Origin of the sequence: Acidovorax sp. (assembly GCF_022763525.1) — a bacterium.
Classification (GTDB): Bacteria; Pseudomonadota; Gammaproteobacteria; order Burkholderiales; family Burkholderiaceae_C; genus Acidovorax.
The window spans coordinates 1-3777 of record NZ_JALEGG010000133.1 but is presented as its reverse complement, the minus strand read 5'-3'; the positions used below and the strand labels follow the sequence as shown (position 1 = coordinate 3777).

The 3777-nt window shown below is 67.3% G+C and carries 4 protein-coding genes; all 4 read left to right on the top strand.

The window, feature by feature from the left end:
• The coding region (locus MRY84_RS10330; RefSeq protein WP_291505644.1) for an ABC transporter permease at positions 1-1191 on the top strand (1191 nt) is incomplete at its 5' end.
• 30 nt (positions 1192-1221) lie between these two features.
• The gene (locus MRY84_RS10325) at positions 1222-2040 is read left to right on the top strand and encodes an ABC transporter permease (RefSeq protein WP_291505643.1); all 819 of its coding nucleotides are present in this window, start codon (positions 1222-1224) and stop codon (positions 2038-2040) included.
• The gene (locus MRY84_RS10320; protein ID WP_291505645.1) at positions 2037-3170 is read left to right on the top strand and encodes an ABC transporter substrate-binding protein; all 1134 of its coding nucleotides are present in this window, start codon (positions 2037-2039) and stop codon (positions 3168-3170) included. Before MRY84_RS10325 ends, MRY84_RS10320 begins: the two co-directional genes overlap by 4 nt.
• On the top strand, positions 3167-3777 hold a 611-nt coding region (locus MRY84_RS10315; RefSeq protein ID WP_291505642.1), incomplete at its 3' end, for an MCP four helix bundle domain-containing protein. The genes MRY84_RS10320 and MRY84_RS10315, both read left to right, overlap by 4 nt.

The following is a 3777-nucleotide window of genomic DNA, read 5'->3' as shown; positions in this document are numbered from 1 at the left end:
CTGGCGCGCGCCGAATCACGGCGCAAATGGCGCGCCTTTGCGCTGACCTTGCCCCTGCTGGTGTTCCTGCTCCTCACGCTGCTGGTCCCCATCGCCGCGCTGCTGCAGCGCGCGGTGGAAAACCCCGAGGTGGCCAACGCCTTGCCCGCCACAGTGCACGCGCTGGACGGCTGGGACCGCAAGAATGCCCCCGGCGCGCCCGCCTACGCCGCGCTGATGCAAGACCTGGCCCGCCTGCCGGACAGCTCCGACGCTGGCGCCCTGGCTCGCCGCCTGAACACCGAAGTGCCCGGCGCCCGCTCGCTCATCATGGGCGCTTACCGCGCGCTGCCCATGGAAGGCTCGCCCGAAGCCATCCGCACCCAGCTGGTCGACAGAGATGCGCGCTGGGCCGAAGCCCCGCTGTGGCAGGCCATCGCCAAGAACGGCGCGCGCTGGACGCCCGACTATCTGCTCGCCTCCGTGGACCTGCAGCGCGACGCGCAAGGGCACGTCGAGCGCATGCCCGAAGAGCAGCGCGCGTTTGGCGGCATCCTGCTGCGCACCTTCCACATCAGCCTGGTGGTCACGCTGGTGTGCCTGCTGCTGGGCTACCCGCTGGCCTGGTGGCTGGCGTCGCTCCCCGCTCGCCCCGCCAATGTCCTGATGATCCTGGTGCTGGTGCCGTTCTGGACGTCCATCCTCGTGCGCGTGGCCGCCTGGATCGTGCTGCTGCAATCCGAAGGCTTGGTGAACCGCGGGCTCATGGGTCTGGGCCTGATCGAGCAGCCGCTGGCGCTGCTGTTCAACCGCACGGGCGTGGTGATTGCCATGGTGCACATCCTGCTGCCCTTCATGATCTTGCCGCTGTACAGCGTGATGAAGAGCGTGCCGCCCACTTATCTTCGCGCGGCCGTGTCGCTGGGCAGCTCGCCCATCGCAGCCTTCTTCCGGGTGTACGTGCCGCAGACCTACCCCGGCATCGGCGCCGGTGCGCTGCTGGTGTTCATCCTCGCCATTGGCTACTACGTGACCCCGGCCCTGCTGGGCGGCGCTGACGACCAGATGCTGAGCTACTACATCGCCCGTTACACCAACGTGGAAGTGAACTGGGGCATGGCTTGCGCACTGGGTGCCCTGCTGCTGGTCGCCACGCTGTTGCTATACGGCGTGTACCGCCGGTTTGGCAAGGCCGAATTGAGCCTGGGCTGACTCATCTTCTGACACAGAAAGCCGCTGACCATGTTCCGCCTCCCTTCCTTCCCTCTGTACGCCACGCTGGTCGACAAACTCGGCTGGTGGGCCGTGCGCGCACTGTGCGTGGCCGTGCTGGCGTTCCTGCTGGCGCCCATCCTGGTGATGGTGCCGCTGTCCTTCTCCGAAAGCTCGTTCCTGGCCTATCCCATCCATGGCTGGTCGCTCAAGTGGTACCAGAACCTGTTCGATTCACCCGAATGGGCCCGCGCCACCCGCAACAGCTTCATCGTGGCGCCAGCCGCCACCGTGATTGCCACGGTGCTGGGCACGCTGGCGGCCGTGGGCCTGTCGCGCGCGGACTTCCGTTTCAAGGGTCTGCTCATGGGCATCCTGATCGCGCCAATGGTGGTGCCGATCATCGTGGTGGGCGTGGCCACCTACCTGTACTTTGCACCACTTGGGCTGGCGGACAGCTACTTCGGCCTCATCATCGTGCACGCGGCCCTCGGCGCGCCCTTTGTGCTGACCACCGTGCTGGCCACGCTGGCGGGCTTCAACCACAACCTGGTGCGTGCCTCGCTGAGCCTGGGCGAGACGCCGCTCGCCACGTTTTTCCGCATCACGCTGCCGGTGATTGCGCCGGGCGTGATCTCGGGGGCGCTGTTCGCGTTTGCCACCTCGTTCGACGAAGTGGTGGTCACGCTGTTCCTGGCCGGTGCCGACCAGTCGACGCTGCCGCGCCAGATGTTCAACGGCATTCGCGAGAACATCTCGCCCACCATTGCCGCGGTGGCTACTTTGCTCATCCTCTTCACAACCAGCCTGCTGCTGGCCCTGGAATGGTTGCGCACACGCCGGGGCTGAGCATGTCCATCACCACCGCTGTGAAGCGTGCGCTGGCCGCACCGCTGTACATCGCCATCGCCTGGAACGCAGGCATTGCCCAAGCCCAGACGCTGACCGTCGCCAACTTTGGCGGAGCAAATGCCGCCGCGCAGCAATTGGCGTTCTACACGCCTTTCGAGGCCACCACGAAAGGCGCGAAAGTGCGCGGCGTGGAATACACGGGCGACCTGGCCCAGGTGAAGGCCATGGTGGAGCGCGGCGCGCCGCAGTGGGATGTGGTCGAGGTGGAATCGACCGACCTGGCGGCAGGGTGCGCGGCGGGGCTCTTCGTGCGGCTTGACCGCGCAGCCTTTCCCCATGCCAGCATGCTGCTGCCCGGCACGGCGCAGGAATGCGGCCTGGGCGCTTTTGTGTGGTCCACCGTGCTCGCCTTCGACAGCCAGCGTTTTGGCAAAGACCGCCCCAAGACCTGGGCGGACTTCTGGGACACGCAGCGTTTTCCCGGCAAGCGCGGCCTGCGCAAAGGCGTGCGCTACAACCTGGAAATTGCCCTCATGGCCGACGGCGTGCACCGCCGGGATGTCTACGCGCAGCTCGCCAGCGAGGCGGGCATGGCACGGGCGATCAAGAAGCTGGAGCAGCTCAAGCCCCACATCGTCTGGTGGGAGTCGGGCGCGCAGGCGCCGCAGAAGCTGCTGGACGGCACGGTGAGCATGACCACCGCCTTCAACGGCCGCGTGGCCGCCGCGAACGCTGCTGGCGCAACCGGCCGCCTGTCCATCGTGTGGACGGATGCGATCTACGAGATGGACTACTGGGCCATAGTCCGCGGCACGCCGCAGCAGGCCCTGGCGCTGGAATTTTTGCGTTTCACCACGTCCGAGGCTGCCCAGCTGGCGTTTTCGCAGGCCATCCCTTACGGCCCCACGCACATGGGCGCCATCTTGCGCTACGAACAGAACCGGCCTCGCTCAGCCGAGCCCGCGGGCCCGGGCGGATCGCACAACCCTCTGATCGACCTGTCGATCGCCCCGAGCGACCTGCCGTCGGCCCCGGCCAACCTGCGCAAGGCCCTGGGTTTTGATGCGGGCTTCTGGCGCATCCACGGCCCCGCGCTGGAGCGCCGCTGGAGCGGGAGCGCGCCATGATCCGCCGCATGCTGCGGGCCGCCTCGGCCATGAAGGTCTGGGTGCGCCTGGTGTGCGCCATGGCCGTGCTGCTGGTCCTGCTGGTGGCCGTCGGCCTCACGGCCGCGCAGCGCATCCGCGCCCTCAATGACATGCTGGACCATTACACCCAGAGCACCACGCCATCGCTGCAGGCGGTCAAGTTCTGGCAAGAGAAGCTCAGCGCCATCCGCATCCTGCAGGCGCAGCACCTGATGACGGTGTCTGCCGCCGAGATGGACCTGCTGGAAAAAGACATCAACGAAGCCCAGGCCCAGCTGGCAGCCAGCCTGGCCGAACACGAAAGCCGCCTGACGGGCGAGGAAGACCGCGCGCTGTGGGCGGCCATCACCGAGGTCACGCAGACCGCCAAAGCCTATTGGAACAAGCTCAGCGCCATTTCGCGCGAATCGCTCGCCGATCCGTCCCGCGCCGAAGAGGCGAGGCGCCTGTTCACCGGGCGGTCGCAGCGGCTGTTTGCGGCCAGCGCCACGGCCGTGGAACAGCAGTGGCAGCACACCACCCAGGCCGCCAGGGACATGGCGGCGCAGGCCCAGGCCACGTATGTGTTCTCAATGGGCCTGCTGCT

Coding starts and splice junctions, on each gene's coding strand:
- MRY84_RS10325 (WP_291505643.1), top strand. CDS start 1,222: ATGTTCCGCCTCCCTTCCTTCCCTCTGTACGCCACGCTGGTCGACAAA.